Here is a 15281-nt window from a genome sequence, read left to right as displayed (position 1 = left end):
AAAACCCGAACTAACAATGAAAAGAATTTGCCTCTTAGTATTCACTTGCTTTTTTTTCTCCCACTTGTCAGCTCAGAATGTAAAAATTGTTTCCGAGGGAATTACGCTTGATACCCTGAATGGAAGGGTAATGAAGGTTAAAAAAGGTCGCGTACTGCGAATAGCCGACGGCGAAAACAAATTCTACCTGATTTCGAAAGACGGAAAATCATGGCTTCCCGGAAGTAGCCTGGTATTAAAGAATAAAGATGGTTCGCAAATCGAGCTAGCGGAAATCAGCCGACCTGAAATATCCAGTTACCAAAAAGGCTATTTTGGTACCGTGCAAGCTGGAGTTCTGTTAGGAAACCGGAGTGAAGAGAACGACGCTCCCTTTAGTTTTAGCATTTTGCAAGGATACCGGTTGAGTTCATGGTTTGCCCCGGGATTCGAGACAGGAATCGACTTCTTCGACGACGGTGTGATGCCTCTGCATGCGACTGCCAGTTTCTTCTTCTCAACCGGACAGTTTACCCCAATCATTAGCCTAAAAGGCGGTTGGAGTGTTCCCCTAGCGCGCGAAAAAGACATAACTACCTACACCCCGTACTATTCCGATTTTTACGTCCCCAACTCCTATTACACTGGTATAAAGCTGAAGACAAAAGGAGGAATCAGTCTCAACCCGGAGTTTTCCATCATGCGAATGATGAACAATGATATGGGCTGGATTTTTAGTTGCGGCTATCGTTTCCAACGACTCACCTACCAACAGGGAGACGAAGGTGACACCAATTACTACAAAAAGAACAGGGATATCAACAGGCTATCGTTACGGGTCGGCCTGCTTTTCCGATAGCCATAAAAAGCCGGAATCGATTTGAATTCCGGCTCTTTTTTACTGCCAGTACAGTTATTTTATCTGAAAATCAAACATCTGCTTGTCGCCAATAAGACCTTCCAGCCGATCGCCGATAGCTACCGGCCCAACTCCTGAGGGGGTTCCGGTATAAATCAAATCCCCCATCTTCAGTGTCATAAATTGGGAAACGTAAGCAATAATCTTGTCAATATTGAAAAGCATGTCCGATGAATTCCCATCCTGAACCACTTCACCATTCTTCTTCATCGAAAAAGCAATATTGTTCACATCGCCTAACTCTGATTTAGCAATAAACTCGTTGCTCAGCACCGCCGATGAATCGAAGCCTTTGGCCTTTTCCCAGGGCAAACCTTTCGCTTTGCATTCGCGCTGAATATCACGCGCTGTGAAATCGACTCCCAAGCCAATTTCATCGTAATACCGGTGAGCAAATTTTTCCTGAATGTTTTTGCCTAAGCGCCCGACTTTTACTACCAGCTCCACCTCGTGGTGTATTTCATTGGAAAAATCAGGAATATAAAAAGGACGATTCCTCAACAAAAGTGCCGAGTCCGGCTTCATGAAGTAGACCGGTTCGGTAGGAACTTCATTTTTCAGTTCCTTAGCGTGTTCTGAGTAATTCCGGCCGATGCAAATGATTTTCATATGTCTTTATTTAGCTAATTCTGTCGATCAGCCATTGTTGCTAAATGCACGCAACCGAATAGCTGTCAATACTTTTTTGGTATACAGCGGAAACTCTCCATTCAACATCCATCCGTAATAACCGGGTTCTTCCTTCAGCACCTGCTCTACAGGTTTTCCTTTGTGTTTTCCGAAATTGAAAACCTCAACGCCATCACTGTTATACACAATGCGTCCGGCAAAATCCACATTCCGATCAAACGACGAGAACTCTGACAATTTATCCACATCATTTACGAGTGGACTAAACTTCTTGCCTCTGGCTTCGGCTTCTTCCGCAGAATAACGGTCAAGTTGCGATTTCAATACTTCGTAGGTAGCAACGGTATCGACCATGGCGCTATGTGCATTCTCCAGCTCTTTGTTGCAATAGAACTCATAAGCAGCACCCAGCGTACGTTTTTCCATTTTATGGAAGATCGTCTGTACATCAATGAATTTTCGTTTTTTCAAATCAATATCCACTTCTGCCCGAAGAAACTCTTCCGAAAGTAACGGAATATCGAACCGATTGGAGTTGAATCCGGCTAAATCGCAGCCTTCTACGAATTTTGCCAGAACCTTGGCCACTTCCTTAAACGTCGGTGCATCTTTCACATCTTCATCTTTGATTCCGTGAATCGCGGATGACTGAGCCGGAATGGGCATTTCCGGATTAATCAGCATCAATTTTTCCTCCTGCTTTCCGTCAGGAAGTATCTTCAGAAAGGCAATTTCGACAATCCGGTCGGTGACAATATTGATACCAGTAGTCTCAAGATCGAGAAACACCAGTGGATTTTTCAAATTCAGTTCCATAAAATTACATGTAACAAAAAACCTAACAGAAGCGGGATTCTGTCAGGTTTATCTATGATTATTTCAATAAAAATTCCGTTTACGCATTGATCATCATCGGCATCAGAAGCATAAGTACATCTTCTTCTTCTATTTCTTTTTCTGCAGGCAGTAAAATTCCGGCTCTTGTCGGGTCCGAAAGTTCCACCTGAACTTCGGTAGAAGATAAATTGGAAAGAATTTCAAGAAGGAAAGTCGACTTAAAACCAATTTCCATTTCCTGACCTTCGTACTGGCATTTGATTCGCTCGACGGCCGAAATGGCAAAGTCGACGTCCTGCGCTGAAACCACCATTTCCGCAGATGTCAAAGCCAACTTCACCAGGTTACTTGCCTGATTCGAGAAAACCGACACACGCTTCAAGGTATTATAAAACTCTACCCGGTCAACCGTCAGTTTGTTCGGATTATTCACCGGAATAACTGAATTGTAAGCTGGATAATTTCCTTCCACCAGACGGCAAACCACTTTAAAACCGGTTAGGCTGAAAAATGCATTCTTATCATCAAACGCGAGCTTTACATCGAAGTCTTCGCGTGGCAGCAAGTTCTTCAGCAACGAAGCCGGCTTCTTCGGAAGAATGAAAGATGATTGAACATCGGCCCGGGCATCACTACGTTTGTAACGAACCAGTTTGTGCGCATCGGACGCAACAAATGTCAAATCATCTTCCGACAACTCGATATAAATACCATTCATCACCGGACGCAACTCATCGTCTGCAGTAGCAAACAGGGTCTTATTAATTCCACTCAACAGCACATCATGTGGCATATTAAGACTGGTTGCTCCATCTCCAAGCTCAGGCAATTGTGGAAAATCAGTGCCGTTTTGCCCGACAATCGAGAATTTACCGTTTTCGGAAAGAATCTCCACTGCCATGGTATCCATGTTAATATTAAAAGTCAGCGGCTGTTCGGGAAACTCTTTCAGGGTATCAATTACAATCTTAGCCGGGATGGCAATATTTCCATCTCCCTCGGTATTTTCCAACGAAAGTGTAGTAATAAGCGTTGTTTCCAAATCGGAAGCAGTAACCGTTAGGGTATTGCCCTCGAGTTGAAACAGGAAATTATCGAGGATAGGCAAGGTATTTTTGTTGCTGATGACCCTGCTGATTGCATTAAGATGCCTCAGTAATTCGGTACTCGAAACGACAAATCTCATGGGTAGTTATTCTTAGTTTTTAAACGATTCTCAATTACTTAGCCTTCATTTTCGGCACTTGGTCCGGACAAGGCAGATACATTACGAAGATACAAACATTCGCCTACTTTGCCTACCCCGCAATATACGTTTTTCTTTCAATTTATTAACTTAATGTGCATAACGTTTTCGTCTGATAAAGTTGAAAACGACACCAAACAATAAGATAAACAGCACCGGAACAAGGAGGTTCAGCAATTGCCATTTCAATTTTTCTTCGCGTAGTTTCACCTTGTCCAACAAGCGCAGTTTTACCGTTCGGGTGCGTAATTCCATCAATCCCGAATCGTCGCATAAATACTGTACCGCATTCACAAAAAACGCTTTATTTCCGAAAGTTTGTTTTGTGTAACGATCGTATCCGAGCGGCAAAATCTGAACACCTTTTGGCGTTTCATGCACTTTATTCGCAATCAGATTTCCATCCGAGAAAACCATCATCTTCGTCTGAGGACTTTCATAACGAGGTTTCATTCCGGCCGGCAAATGCAACTCGTTTAACATCCGGTTTTTGAATACGGACGAAAACTTACCTTCGAGTAACACACCTACCGGAATGTAATGCTGCGTAAAAAGCTCGCGGGCCGGCGGTTCATTAATCATATCCAGGCTCACTTCCATAGGCGTTTCCGTTGTTCGGGAATAAGCCGAAGAAGTAAGCAGAACCGTCTTTTTCACATCCTGATTTTCGCCAACCAGTTCGAGTGAGCTAACAAAATCAGCCATCAGGCGATTCAAATTCTTCCCTACCGGTGAATTCTGAGATGGCATCAACAGTGGCGAGAAATACCAGGGCGCCGGTGTAAATTTGGGAGGTTGTCCGGTCAAAGCGGTATTCACAGGAATCATACGACACTGCACATCCTGAATCAAATCGTGATTGAGACGAACGCCGTAATGAAACAATTGATCCTGCAAATTCAGATTTCGTGGAAACGCCAGCGTCATCATGCCCTCGGATAGACTATCCATACTTACCTGCACCGGATCGATAAGCCACATCAATCGACCACCTTTCATAGCGTATTGGTCAAGTGCGAATTTATCCCTTTCAGGGAAAGCTTTTTCCGGGTCCGCAACAATGACAGCACGGAAACTATCCGGAGCTGCCAATAAATCATCCGGAGTTATCCTTACTACATCGTAGTTTTCGCTGAGAGCATTTGAAATATCCTTTACCTGCCATTGACTTAGTTCACGATGGCCAGTCAGGAAAGCCACTTTTTGCTTTTTGTGCTGCATCAGCACCCTGAAAGCACGGGCAAATTGGTATTCCAGCAATTCGATAGAACGATTCAGATTCTCTTCTGCCGGCAACGAGGGATCGTTTTGCAGGAAGTTGACCACTACTTCATGCCCATGAAGCCGGACAACAGCCGACGGAAAAATAAGCCGGGTAGAAGTTCCCTGATCGGTTTTAATGCGTAAATCGGTCGGCTTCAGACCTTCGTCAATCAATGAATCAAAATATCCTTTACGTTGCGACGGTTTCACATCCTGGTAAGGATCGATAAACTGAACATGCACCGGAGCTCCGGCATACACATTCATGTCGAGCAATTTTTCCTTCACGGCCTTAGCCAGCTTCCGAAATCCGGCCGGCAACATATCTCCTTTCAGGTAAACATTAACAATGGCTGGTTGGTCAACCTCTTCCATGATTTTACGGGTCTGCTCAGCCAGGGTGAAACGTTTTTCCGCAGTAAAGTCAATACGAAAGAAATGATTCGTCATCAGAATCGCTGCAAATGTGGTCGCCACAATATAAATTCCCAAACGGGAAATAGCTTGCTTCTTCGAATAACGCTTCCAGAAGAGCGAAATCTGCGTAAGCAATAAAAACAAGCCAACCATCGCCAGGAAGTAGTACAAATCGCGGGAGTCGAGGACACCACGGCTCACCGATTCGTAATGTTGATTAATCCCCAACGACGAAAGAGTTTCGGCAATGCCGGAAGGAATAGGCAGACCTGCGACAAAATCAAATCCGGTGTACCAGAAAAATGACAGAAACAGCGACAGAATAAAAGCCACAATTTGGTTGTCCGTCAGAGAGGAGGCAAAAAGCCCAATGGAAAGATAAATAGCCGCCAAAAAGAAAAGCCCCAGGTAACTTCCCCAAGTAGCACCGGTATCGATGCTTCCTACAGGATTTCCTAATTGGTATACCGAGAAAAAATAGAGCAGAGTGGGCAATAACGAAAGTGCAACGACGACCAGCGCTGCCAAATACTTCGCCCCAACTAACTGAAACGAGGAAAGCGGTCGGGTGAGCAATAGCTCCAAGGTTCCCGTGCGCTTCTCATCGGCAAACATCCGCATGGTAACCGCCGGAATCAGGAACAAATACACCCACGGAGCCATGGAAAAAAGTCCATCCAACGTAGCATAACCACCATCCGGGATGTTGTAATTCCCGTTAAAGACCCAAAGAAATAAACCAGTGGAAAGCAAAAAAACGGCAATCACCAGGTAACCGATCAGAGAACCGAAAAACTGGTTGATTTCCTTTCTGAACAGACTGTACATATACGGCAATATTTATCGAATGAATTATTTCAGCAGCTCAACCATCTGTTTAGCAGCCCGCGCAGCACATCCGGGTTCACCTAAACGCTGGCGCATTTCGTCATAACCAGCCAACATTTTCTCCCGGTAGGATTTATTGTCCAGAATTTTCTTCAATTCCGTGCTCACGGTATCGACGGTACAATGGTCCTGGAACAACTCCGTCACAATTTCGCGGTCTACAATCAGGTTGACCAGCGAAAAATAAGGAATCTTCAGCAAAAACGGCCTTCCCCAGCGGGCAATTTTCCCCAACTCCATTTTGTAACAAACCACTTGAGGAATATTTAGCACCGCAGTCTCCAGTGTTGCGGTTCCGGAAGCTACCAGCGCCGCTTTCGACTGTTGCAGCAATTCATACGTTTGATTGAATACGATTGGAATCTCTTTCCCTTTTAAAACTTGCCTGTAGAACTCTTCAGGCTGAGAAGGCGCACCCGCCAGCACAAATTCGTATTCAGGAAAACGGGCGGCGGCATCCGTCATCACCGGAAGAATATTGTTGATTTCCTGCTTCCGGCTTCCGGCAAGTAACGCAATTAACGGTTTTCCGGAAAGCTGATTTCGTGAAACAAAAGCGTCAAATGTCTCATCCTGGTTGGGACGTACGGCCAGTTCGTCAACTGTGGGGTTGCCCACATAACGGACCGGATAATCATATTTGGCGTAGAATTCTGTTTCGAAAGGAAAAATCGTAAACATCTCATCGATGAATTTCTTCACCTTCTTAACGCGCTTGGTCTTCCACGCCCATATTTTAGGAGAGATATAATAGTAGGTACGAATGCTGTGCTCTTTGGCAAATCTCGCCATCCGCAGATTAAATCCCGGGTAATCGACTAAAACCAATACATCAGGTTTCCAGGCCAGCAACTCGGCTTCAGCCAGCTTGAAATTTGCTTTTATTTTATCCAGATTTCTTACTACCGTGATGAATCCCATGTAAGCCATTTCACGGTAGTGCTTCAACAACGTACCACCTTCAGCTTCCATCAAGTCGCCACCAAAATAGCGAAACTCGGCTTGCGGATCCTCTTTTTTCAATTCACGCATCAAATGCGAGGCATGTAAATCGCCCGATGCTTCACCGGCAATGAAAAAATACTTCACGCTTAGGAAATTTATAGTTAGAGTAATCGAATTAAATTCTGAATGAATATTCGATAAAATCGTTTATGACAGTTTGACGATAAATGCTACGACCGCATATATAATGGTCGCTAATAATACGCCACGTCCCGAACGTAAACGATTTCCCCGGACAAACAACATGAAAAGTCCCAGGTTGGGAAAAACGGCCAGACTCAACACATGAATAATTGTATTCGTCTCCAACAAACGATTGATAAATGTGGAAAAGGGCATGTAGCCAAACCGGAATAAATAGTAAAGCATAAAAAACACTAAAGGCATCAGTACGCCAGCCAGCGCACCCAACCAAATGTTGTTCAGCTTCTTCGGCTGCTTTTGTTGTTCCTGATTTTCCATGGTTAAAACTTCCAGGTTTTCATATGTTGGAACGCCTGATAAGCCGTCAAATCGATGGTAACCGGTACCACCGAAACATATCCGTTTTTCAGGGCAAAATCGTCTGTGTCGCGAGCTTCCGCCTCAGCATTATTGAAATAACCCGTCAGCCAATAGTAGCTTCGTCCGTGCGGATCGGTTCGGTGTTCGAACTCCTCTTCCCATTTACCCCGTGTTTGACGACAAAAATTAATGCCTTTTACGTCGCCTTTCGGGATGTTCACATTGAGGCAAACGCCATCGGGCAGACCATGCTCAACCACCACCTGAAAGATACGGGCAACAGCCATTTTAGATCGGCCGAAATCAGCATCGGTATCGTAATCATTTAAGGAAAAGCCGATAGATGGAATTCCATGAATGCACCCCTCGATAGCCCCCCCCATGGTTCCGGAATAGAGAATGGAAACCGAGCTGTTGGCACCGTGGTTGATACCTGAAATCACAAAATCGGGTAAACGATCGAGCAACTGGTTACAGGCCAGTTTCACACAATCAACCGGTGTTCCGGTGCATGAATAGATGGTCAAACCGTCTTCTTCTTCCAGTTTATTCACACGCAAAGGCCGATCCACCGTAATGGCATGCGACATTCCGGAGCGAGGACTGTCGGGAGCCACCACAACTATATCGCCGAAAAGGCGCATTACTTCAGTAACCTCCTTTAAACCTTTGGCATAAACACCGTCGTCATTGGTGAGTAATATCAGTGGTCGTTCGTTCATTTTCCGAATTTTTCCATTTTTCAACAAGAAAACAAAGATAATCGTTCACGGCGAACAACTACCATCCGACCGAAAAAGTTGCGTGATTCTTATGCAGTTAATTTCAAACGGGCGTCATCTCGTTATCTATGATTCTCAGGAATTATCGGTTGAATCTTATTTCCGTTTTGGCATCATGCTGAAAATCGTACTTTTGTTTGTAAATTTTCATGTGTTGAAGAAAAAAGTAGTCATTATAGGAACTGCATGGCCGTTCAGAGGCGGACTGGCCGCATACAACGAGCGCCTTGCGCGCGAGTTTCAGACCTCAGAATATGAGGTCCGCATCGAAACATTTACGCTGCAGTATCCCAGCTTTCTTTTCCCGGGAAAAACACAATACGCCGATTGGGAAGCACCGGCTGATCTCGATATTCAGGCCACGGTTAGCTCCATTAATCCCCTCAACTGGTTAAAAGTTGGCAACCGTATCCGGAAAGAAGCTCCGGACATGGTCATTTTCAAATACTGGCTGCCCTTTATGGCGCCCTGTTTTGGCACCATCGCCCGAAGAGTACGGAAGAACAAAAAAACAAAGGTAATTGCCATTGCCGACAACATCATTCCGCACGAACCACGTCCGGGAGATAAGCCATTTACTCATTTCTTCACCAAAGCAGTTGATGGATTTGTGGCCATGTCTAAGAGTGTTTTCAACGATATTGCCAAATTCGATCAGAACAGACCACGGGGCCTTTGTCCTCATCCGCTTTTCGATAATTTCGGAGCTCCGCTTTCGCGGGAAGAAGCCATCAAATCGCTGAAGTTGGATCCCAACTTTCGGTACCTTCTTTTCTTTGGCTTTATTCGTGATTACAAAGGTCTCGACTGGCTATTGGAAGCTTTCGCAGATGAACGTCTTCGAAAATTCCCTGTCAAGCTATTGGTTGCCGGAGAGTTTTACTCGCCACCCGATAGCTATCTGCAACTTATCAAGAAACTTCAACTGGATGAAAACCTCATTCTTCGCACAGATTTCATCGCCGATAGTGAAGTAGCAAAGTACTTTAGCGTTGCTGACATGGTTGTTCAGCCGTACAAATCGGCAACGCAAAGTGGCGTAACACAAATTGGTTACCATTTCGAAAAGCCTATGCTCGTGACCGACGTTGGTGGATTGTCCGAAATTATTCCGGACCAAAAGGTGGGCTACGTGGTGCAACCAAATGTGAAAGCCATTGCCGATGCGCTGGTTGATTTTTATGAAAACAGCCGACAGTCGGAATTTGAAGAACAGGTTAAAGAAGAGAAGAAAAAATATTCATGGCAGCGGATGGTAGAAACCATCAGCGAAGTTTACCAACAAATCGTTTAGCGTATGATCATTCGAAGTAAAGCTCCGTTGCGTATTGGACTGGCCGGTGGCGGCTCCGATGTATCGCCCTACTCCGACCTTTACGGCGGCGCCATCCTGAATGCCACCATCAGCATGTACGCCTATGCTACCATCGAACCCCGGAACGACGGGAAGATTGTTCTGAATGCTGTCGATAAAGGTGAATATCTCACCTTAACTTCTACAGAACAATTGACCATTGATGGCCAGCTCGATTTGCTGAAAGGCATTTACAACCGGGTCGTGCGCGACTTCACCAAAGAGCCATTATCATTTACCCTCACCACTTTCGTGGATGCACCTCCCGGTTCCGGTTTGGGCTCCTCCTCAACATTGGTAGCAGCCGTTCTCGGGGCTTTCACCGAATGGTTAAAACTTCCGCTTGGCGAATACGATATTGCCCAACTGGCCTATGCCATCGAACGCGTCGATCTGAGTCAGGCAGGAGGAAAGCAGGACCAGTATGCTGCCACTTTTGGCGGGGTCAACTTTATGGAGTTTTACAAAGAAGACAAAGTCATTGTCAATCCGTTGCGCATCAGTCAGCGAGTGTTGGACGAACTAGCTTTCAATCTGGTCCTTTACTATACTGAAACCAGTCGCTTATCTTCAACCATCATTGAGCAGCAGCGGGAAAATGTGACTAAAAACAACACCTCATCCATCGAGGCCATGCACAATATCAAGCGGCAGGCCATTTTGATGAAGGAAGCGTTGTTGAAAGGTGATTTGGACCAGGTGGGTACCATCCTCGATTTTGGGTGGCAGAACAAGAAAAAGATGGCGGAAGGGATTTCCAATCCGCAAATTGACGAAATTTACGCCACCGCATTAAAGGCAGGAGCTACCGGAGGTAAGATTTCGGGAGCCGGCGGTGGTGGATTTATGTTTTTTTATTGTCCGGAAAACACACGCTACCAGGTAGTAGAGAGCCTCTTGAAATTTGGTGGACAAGTAAAACGGTATGGTTTTACCAAACACGGACTGAGTACCTGGACCAGTTAAACAGTACGCAATTTAAATCATGATACGAAAACGCATAACCGAAGCATTAGATGTAAAACAGCGCATTCTGGAAAATGATCAATTGATCGCCAAAATAGAACTGGCTGCTGCATTAATTACCCGTACCTACCGGGAAGGAGGGAAAGTTCTTTTCTGTGGAAACGGTGGAAGCGCTGCCGATGCGCAACACCTGGCTGCCGAACTCTCCGGCCGGTTTTATCTCGATCGCGAACCGCTTGATGCAGAAGCCTGCCATGTGAATACGTCGTTTTTAACAGCTGTCGCCAATGATTACGATTTTGCATCAGGCTATGCCCGTTATGTCAAAGCAACCGGGAGGAAAGGCGATGTACTGGTAGGCATTTCCACCAGCGGAAACTCGGAAAATATTGTGAAGGCGATGGAAACTGCGCGAAGCAAAAATATGCACACAATAGCAATGACGGGCGAAACCGGCGGAAAACTGAAAGCTCTGGCTGATATCTTACTCAATGTTCCTTCAACCGATACGCCGCGTATTCAGGAAGCCCACATACTAATGGGGCACATTTTCTGCGAGATCGTAGAAAATAACCTGTTTGGTCAACCAGGTAATTAATTCGTATGTTATGCGATAAATCAATGTGTAACCGTAACACCAAACTAAGAAATGAAAACCGTTGAAGCCATTATATTAGCCGGCGGGCTGGGTACCCGCCTCCAGGATGTTGTTTACGATATGCCTAAACCCATGGCCGCGATAAACGGCAAACCCTTTCTCTCCTATCTTCTAAATGAACTTTCCTTGCAGGGAATTGAACGAGTCATTTTATCGGTAGGATACAAATACAAAATGATTGAAGCCTATTTCGGACACCGTTATGCCGGAATGGAACTAAAATATGCCGTCGAACCCGAACCACTTGGAACCGGAGGAGGAATAAAACTGGCAATGAACCAGGTGAAAGGAGAGCGAGTTTTTCTTTTCAACGGAGATACTTTATTCAAAGTACCGCTATCTGAATTGGAATCTTTTCACCTAAACGGCAGTTTTGCTTTAACATTGGCGGTGAAAGAGCTGACCGATTTTGATAGGTACGGACGCGTGGAAATCAACGATGGGAAAATTCGGGCATTTCACGAAAAAGAAAAGGTGAAGCAAGGTTTTATTAATGGCGGTGTTTACCTGATGGAAAAAGATATTCTTCTGAAGGAAAGTTATCCAACCAAATTTTCATTTGAAAAAGACTTCCTGGAAAAACAGATTGGACAAATTTCCTGCGGAGCTTTTCCGGCCAACGGATATTTTCTGGATATTGGAATCCCGGAAACCTACGAACAGGCTCAAAATGACTTTCGCCGGCTGAACAGTGGTGAGTAATTGAAAATTAATCATCCCGCAACATTAATTCTGAAACAAAACAAACTTTCGCACTGTTTCACCGAGAAACAACCTTTCGGCAATCACCCGGAATTACTATTTGGCAAAACATTTGCAGTATTCCTGATCGATATATTCGCTTCACACGAAGCGAAGAATAAATTATAATCTGCAGGAATGAAATATTTAACCGGTAAAAAATTATTTTTACCAATTCGAAATAGCTGGTTACAAAACATTTTAAACAGCGAATGAATGGGTTTACAGACCGAAGCCGAAAAAAGATACATCCAGGACCTTTTCGACGATTTGTTAAAATCGTTCAACCGTCCGGTGACCGACGAGGCAAAGGCACTTATTCTTAAGGCCTTTAACTTCGCGAACAAGGCTCATATGGGTGTACGCCGGAAGTCGGGAGAGCCCTATATTCTCCATCCCATCGCGGTAGCTAAAATAGTAACCAGTGAAATTGGCCTTGGAGCCAAATCTGCAACAGCCGCTATTTTACACGACGTCGTAGAAGATACTGACTACTCGCTTCAGGACATCGAAAATATGTTTGGCAAAAAAGTAGCCAACCTGGTGGATGGATTGACCAAACTTTCCGGCACATTCGATTCCAAACAGGCAGTCAATTTCCGGAAAATGCTGCTCACGCTGTCAGACGATGTGCGTGTGATTCTAATCAAACTGGCCGATCGGTTGCACAACATGCGCACTCTCGATTCGATGCCCCGCAACAAGCAGCTGAAAATTGCCGGTGAAACGCTTTACGTATTTGCCCCATTAGCTCATCGCCTGGGACTGTATTCTATCAAAACCGAGTTGGAAGATCTGAGTCTTCGATACAAACACCCGGAGGCTTACCAACAAATTGACCTTCAGCTTCACAACCAGGAAGAACGCATCAATTATTTGGTGCATGTATTTGCCAAGCCCATTCAAAAGAAACTATACGAGGAACATTTCGATTTCACCATTAGCGGACGGCCGAAATCCATCTATTCCATCTGGAATAAGATGCAAAATAAGAAAATATCCTTCTCCGAAATTTATGACCTCCTCGCGATACGCATCGTATTTAAACCCAAACCCGGCCTTTCCGAAAAACGGCAATGTTTCGATATCCTCTCCCTTATTACCGACATTTATAAACCAAAGCCCGACCGAATCCGAGACTGGATTACCATTCCCAAGGCAAATGGTTACGAAGCACTTCACGTTACCGTGATGGGACCGGAAGGACAGTGGGTGGAAGTACAGATTCGGACCGAACGGATGGACGAAATTGCCGAACGTGGTTTTGCGGCTCACTACAAATACAAAGGGGATAATACCGCAGAAAGCGAAATAGACCGTTGGCTGGAGAAAATCCGGGAACTGTTACAAAATCCGGAATCGGATGCCCTCGACTTTCTCGATGAGTTTAAACTCAATCTTTATTCTCAGGAAATCATCATCTTCACGCCGAAAGGTGATATGAAAATGATACCCAAAAACGCTACCGTCCTCGATTTTGCTTACGACATACACACCGAACTGGGAAACAAATGTATTGGAGCAAAAGTTAACCACCAGCTGGTTCCCATGAGTTATGTGCTCAGTAGCGGCGACCAGGTGGAGATTCTCACCTCAGACAAACAGAATCCTAAACCTTCGTGGTTAGAAATTGCCGTCACTGCGCGCGCCAAATCCAAAATCAGGGATTCATTCAAACAAGAGCAGCGAAAACACATCGAAAACGGTCAGGAAATTTTACGCGACGAACTGGGGAAACTAAATGTCTTGCCCTCTGCTAATACATTGAAAAAATTGATAGCCCATTTTGGCTTGCACACCAAGGAGCAACTGTATGCCGAGGTTGGGATGGGGCTTCTGAAATTGGATAAACTGGAAGAGATTCTGCAAAAAAAGTCGGAAAACAAGTTTGTCAAATTCTGGAAATTAACCTTTTCGTCTAAGAAAAAATCAGCTGGCCCGGTTATCGATAAGAAAAAGCCCTTCCTATTGGAGGAAGATCCGGAACAGAACAACTACATATTAGCGACCGACTGCAATCCGATTCCGGGAGATGATGTCGTTGGCTATATAGCCGACAGCGGAAATATTTTAATCCACAAAAAAACCTGTCCCGAGGCTATCAAGCTCATGTCGAGTCAGGGAGACAACATTCTCGAGGCTAAATGGACCCGTTTTAAAGTGCTCTCCTATCTTTCCCATATTTACATCAGGGGATTCGACCGGCAGGGAATGGTCAATCAGATTACCAATGTGATTTCCAATGAATATGGAATCAATATGCGCTCTATAAATTTTGAGACACACGATGGTGTTTTTGAAGGGAACCTTTATCTTTACGTCCACCATACGGAAGACCTTGACAACCTGCTTTCAAAGCTGAAAGAAATTAAGGGAATTGACTCGGTTGAACGGAAGGAGCTTTGATTTTAAAAATAGACTCCTAAAATTTATACTTATTTGAATTAAATTTTATATTTTTACCTCTCTATTTAAACTTGGTTTAAGTATGAATAATCCACAGAAAACCAAAGAAACAGTAAAAAATATTTTTACAGAGTACCTTGAGAAAAAAGGTCATCGTAAAACACCTGAGAGGTTCGCCATTCTGGATGAAATTTATTCCCGGGAAGGACATTTCGACATTGAGTCACTATACATCTCGATGAAGAATAAAAACTATCGGGTGAGTCGTGCGACACTCTATAATACGATTGAATTACTTCTCGATTGTAAACTGGTCGTTAAGCATCAGTTTGGAAAGAACATTGCACAATTCGAGAAGACATTCGCATCCTCGCAGCACGATCATTTGATTGACCTGAAAACAGGTGAAGTAATGGAGTTTTACGATCCGCGGATACGTGAAATAATTGAAGAAGCTTGCAAAACGCACAATTTCAAGTTATCTCATCACTCGCTTTACCTGTATGGTGAGCGCACTGATAACGATTGATTTTATTGACGCAAATAGTTTCATTATCAATACTTGGTCCCGCCATTAGGCGGGATTTTTTATGCCCCCTCGGAAAAAAGTTGTAATTTTAGCCGTAATTTTCCAACCGTCGATGTGCCATACCGGCCAGCTACAATCTAAGTAGCAAATGGTTCTG

Annotated in this window: 14 protein-coding genes; 7 read left to right on the top strand and 7 right to left on the bottom strand. The window is 44.5% G+C overall.

From position 1 onward, the window contains the following. Positions 1 to 16: 16 nt before the first annotated feature. A complete protein-coding gene (locus tag T426_RS0115530) occupies positions 17 to 838 on the top strand; it encodes a hypothetical protein (protein ID WP_036984470.1) in 822 nt (273 codons plus the stop codon). A 54-nt stretch (positions 839 to 892) separates the two neighbouring features. On the opposite strand, the gene T426_RS0115525 is transcribed toward T426_RS0115530, so the two are convergent. From T426_RS0115525 to surE, 7 genes are all read right to left on the bottom strand, one after another. Beyond that, positions 893 to 1507, bottom strand: coding sequence for a fumarylacetoacetate hydrolase family protein (locus T426_RS0115525; protein WP_025864351.1), 615 nt, complete (start codon positions 1505 to 1507; stop codon positions 893 to 895). Positions 1508 to 1534: 27 nt separating this feature from the next. Continuing rightward, positions 1535 to 2344 carry a 3'-5' exonuclease gene (locus T426_RS0115520; RefSeq protein ID WP_025864350.1) on the bottom strand — a complete coding sequence of 270 codons (810 nt, stop codon included), beginning with the start codon at positions 2342 to 2344 and terminating at the stop codon, positions 1535 to 1537. Between the two features lie 79 nt (positions 2345 to 2423). Further along, positions 2424 to 3551 carry a DNA polymerase III subunit beta gene (gene dnaN, locus T426_RS0115515; protein WP_027585937.1) on the bottom strand — a complete coding sequence of 376 codons (1128 nt, stop codon included), beginning with the start codon at positions 3549 to 3551 and terminating at the stop codon, positions 2424 to 2426. Between the two features lie 150 nt (positions 3552 to 3701). Beyond that, positions 3702 to 6119 (bottom strand): gliding motility-associated ABC transporter substrate-binding protein GldG, encoded by a 2418-nt coding sequence (gene gldG / locus T426_RS0115510; protein WP_027585936.1) that lies wholly within the window; start codon positions 6117 to 6119, stop codon positions 3702 to 3704. Between the two features lie 24 nt (positions 6120 to 6143). Further along, positions 6144 to 7268: a lipid-A-disaccharide synthase gene (gene lpxB, locus T426_RS0115505; RefSeq protein WP_027585935.1), complete on the bottom strand. Its 1125-nt coding sequence runs from the start codon at positions 7266 to 7268 to the stop codon at positions 6144 to 6146. Positions 7269 to 7331: 63 nt separating this feature from the next. Continuing rightward, positions 7332 to 7646 (bottom strand): hypothetical protein, encoded by a 315-nt coding sequence (locus T426_RS23945; protein WP_025864349.1) that lies wholly within the window; start codon positions 7644 to 7646, stop codon positions 7332 to 7334. A gap of 2 nt (positions 7647 to 7648) precedes the next feature. Beyond that, a complete protein-coding gene (gene surE, locus T426_RS0115495; protein ID WP_025864348.1) occupies positions 7649 to 8410 on the bottom strand; it encodes a 5'/3'-nucleotidase SurE in 762 nt (253 codons plus the stop codon). A 91-nt stretch (positions 8411 to 8501) separates the two neighbouring features. Here surE and T426_RS0115490 point away from each other — a divergent pair, with 91 nt between their 5' ends. From T426_RS0115490 to T426_RS0115460, 6 genes are all read left to right on the top strand, one after another. Next, entirely contained in the window at positions 8502 to 9764 is a 1263-nt protein-coding gene (locus T426_RS0115490) for a glycosyltransferase (protein ID WP_199898556.1), read from the top strand. Positions 9765 to 9767: 3 nt separating this feature from the next. After that, the gene (locus T426_RS0115485; protein WP_025864346.1) at positions 9768 to 10790 is read left to right on the top strand and encodes a GHMP family kinase ATP-binding protein; all 1023 of its coding nucleotides are present in this window, start codon (positions 9768 to 9770) and stop codon (positions 10788 to 10790) included. Between the two features lie 19 nt (positions 10791 to 10809). Beyond that, entirely contained in the window at positions 10810 to 11388 is a 579-nt protein-coding gene (locus T426_RS0115480; protein WP_025864345.1) for a D-sedoheptulose-7-phosphate isomerase, read from the top strand. A 51-nt stretch (positions 11389 to 11439) separates the two neighbouring features. After that, on the top strand, positions 11440 to 12150 hold the full coding sequence (locus T426_RS0115475) for a nucleotidyltransferase family protein (protein WP_025864344.1): 711 nt from the start codon (positions 11440 to 11442) through the stop codon (positions 12148 to 12150). A gap of 255 nt (positions 12151 to 12405) precedes the next feature. Next, positions 12406 to 14595, top strand: coding sequence for a RelA/SpoT family protein (locus T426_RS0115465; RefSeq protein WP_025864343.1), 2190 nt, complete (start codon positions 12406 to 12408; stop codon positions 14593 to 14595). A gap of 82 nt (positions 14596 to 14677) precedes the next feature. Beyond that, positions 14678 to 15124: a Fur family transcriptional regulator gene (locus T426_RS0115460; RefSeq protein ID WP_025864342.1), complete on the top strand. Its 447-nt coding sequence runs from the start codon at positions 14678 to 14680 to the stop codon at positions 15122 to 15124. Positions 15125 to 15281: the final 157 nt, after the last annotated feature.

The organism is Prolixibacter bellariivorans ATCC BAA-1284 (assembly GCF_000621705.1).
In the GTDB taxonomy this organism is placed as follows: domain Bacteria; phylum Bacteroidota; class Bacteroidia; order Bacteroidales; family Prolixibacteraceae; genus Prolixibacter; species Prolixibacter bellariivorans.
Note: the sequence above shows the minus strand (reverse complement) of the source record. Positions and strands in the feature narration are given on the sequence as shown.

Excerpts from the sequence above, each read along its gene's own strand:
- T426_RS0115530 (WP_036984470.1), top strand. The coding sequence starts at position 17 with ATGAAAAGAATTTGCCTCTTAGTATTCACTTGCTTTTTTTTCTCCCAC.
- T426_RS0115525 (WP_025864351.1), bottom strand. The coding sequence starts at position 1,507 with ATGAAAATCATTTGCATCGGCCGGAATTACTCAGAACACGCTAAGGAA.
- T426_RS0115520 (WP_025864350.1), bottom strand. The coding sequence starts at position 2,344 with ATGGAACTGAATTTGAAAAATCCACTGGTGTTTCTCGATCTTGAGACT.
- dnaN (WP_027585937.1), bottom strand. The coding sequence starts at position 3,551 with ATGAGATTTGTCGTTTCGAGTACCGAATTACTGAGGCATCTTAATGCA.
- gldG (WP_027585936.1), bottom strand. The coding sequence starts at position 6,119 with ATGTACAGTCTGTTCAGAAAGGAAATCAACCAGTTTTTCGGTTCTCTG.
- T426_RS23945 (WP_025864349.1), bottom strand. The coding sequence starts at position 7,646 with ATGGAAAATCAGGAACAACAAAAGCAGCCGAAGAAGCTGAACAACATT.
- surE (WP_025864348.1), bottom strand. The coding sequence starts at position 8,410 with ATGAACGAACGACCACTGATATTACTCACCAATGACGACGGTGTTTAT.
- T426_RS0115490 (WP_199898556.1), top strand. The coding sequence starts at position 8,502 with ATGCAGTTAATTTCAAACGGGCGTCATCTCGTTATCTATGATTCTCAG.
- T426_RS0115485 (WP_025864346.1), top strand. The coding sequence starts at position 9,768 with ATGATCATTCGAAGTAAAGCTCCGTTGCGTATTGGACTGGCCGGTGGC.
- T426_RS0115480 (WP_025864345.1), top strand. The coding sequence starts at position 10,810 with ATGATACGAAAACGCATAACCGAAGCATTAGATGTAAAACAGCGCATT.
- T426_RS0115475 (WP_025864344.1), top strand. The coding sequence starts at position 11,440 with ATGAAAACCGTTGAAGCCATTATATTAGCCGGCGGGCTGGGTACCCGC.
- T426_RS0115465 (WP_025864343.1), top strand. The coding sequence starts at position 12,406 with ATGGGTTTACAGACCGAAGCCGAAAAAAGATACATCCAGGACCTTTTC.
- T426_RS0115460 (WP_025864342.1), top strand. The coding sequence starts at position 14,678 with ATGAATAATCCACAGAAAACCAAAGAAACAGTAAAAAATATTTTTACA.